This is a genomic window from Nocardia sp. NPDC004722, from assembly GCF_053601505.1.
This window is the reverse complement of record NZ_JBSGBY010001043.1, coordinates 1-1,519: the sequence shown is the minus strand read 5'-3', so window position 1 is coordinate 1,519 and position 1,519 is coordinate 1. Positions and strand designations below refer to the sequence as shown.

The window sequence follows — 1,519 nt, the reverse complement described above, 5'->3', positions numbered from 1 at the left end:
TCGAGGCCCAGGCCCGCGTAATTCGTGGTGATGCCCGGAATGTCGGAGAGCGGATCGGTGGTGCCCGCGACGCCGTTGCCGCTGGAGACGTAGAGGGTCTGTCCCGGTCTCGTGAAGTGCTGGAAGGGTTTCCGGCGGACTAGCAGCTGACGGACTGCTGCTGACCCTGGCTCTGATCGGCGGTCACCTGGGTGTGGCCGCCCTGCAGAGTGATGTGCAGCCCGGAGTTGGTGACCTCCACCTTGGTGGGCTGCAATCCCATCGGATAGGTCTGCAGGCTCTCGGTCAGGGCCTGCACGATGCCGGAGACCAGGTCGGTGGGCAGCCCGAAGCCGAGCAGCGAGGCCTGCACGGTGTCGACCTCGATCTTGTCGCCGACGATCTTCGGCTTGACCTGCAGCTGCGCCAGGCCGCCCAGCACCGCGAAGCTCAGCGTGCCCGCGTTCGCGTCCGCGGCGGTGGACGACACCAGGCCGCCGAGGGTCTTGGTGATGCCGTCGGTGCTCCAGGTGACATCGGCGTTCGAGCTGCCGATCGTCAGTTCCTTACCGTCGCTGCTGTATTCGACGTCATCGAAGACCGAGTGCACCACCATGCCCTGGGCCGGGCCGAATTTCACGTCGTCGCTGTCGACGTTCACCCGGGAGACCTTGTGGTCGAAGGCGGTCAGCAGCAACGGCTTCCAGCCGAACGAGACGTCGATCTTGGAGCCCATGCTGGCCTGGAACTGCGAGCTGATGCACTTCTCGGCGCGATTGCGGGCGTACGCCTCGCCACCGGCCAGGCCGCCCGCCACCAGCAGCGCCACCACCAGGCCCACGATGATCAAGGTCTTCTTGCGATTGCGAGGTTTGCGCGGTGAGCCGCCCTGTCCGCCACCGACATTCATCGGGGGAGGGGGTGTGCCGGGCGGCGGCTGGAAGCCTTCGGGAACCGGGATGCCGCCCGAGGCGTCGGCGTACCCGGCGGGCAGCACCGTGGTCGCGGTCGAGCCGGTGCCCACCTGGCCCGAGCCGGTCGCGCCGACCGCGTAGGCCGCCTCGCCCGGGTGCAGGACTTCGGTGGGCGCTTCGACCTGCTGATTGGCGGGGTCGGTCCACCACTCGGTGGCGGTGCCGTCCTGCGGGGTGGCCTTGCCCTGTCCGTTCAACACCTCGGTAGCCGAGTCGTGTTGTGTGCCTAGGACTTCGGTCGGCGTGCTGTCCGGCTTGCCGAGGTCGACCGGCTGCGCGGTGGGATCGGCCTGTACGGTCGCGTCATCGGCCTGCGCGGCAGCGTCCCGCTTGGTCGCGTCGTCCGAGGTGGGTTCCGAACTCATGGGGGCGATTCTTCCCGAGCTTTCTGTGTGAGCTCTGAGCTTCCCGTGAGGTGTCGGCTCACACGCGCGGATTGTGACGTATCACACATGGGCGCGGCTTATCCTGAATGTCATGGCTGGCAACGCGGCACCGGAGCCCGATCCGGAAGACGGATGGCGGGCGTTGCGAGAACTGGCCGGACGGCACGCCGGGTACTTCAC

1 protein-coding gene is annotated in these 1,519 nt (G+C 67.7%); it reads right to left on the bottom strand.

The features are described from left to right. Positions 1-139 precede the first annotated feature (139 nt). A complete protein-coding gene (locus ACWELQ_RS45500) occupies positions 140-1,318 on the bottom strand; it encodes an LmeA family phospholipid-binding protein (RefSeq protein WP_452403161.1) in 1,179 nt (392 codons plus the stop codon). Between the last annotated feature and the right edge of the window lie 201 nt (positions 1,319-1,519).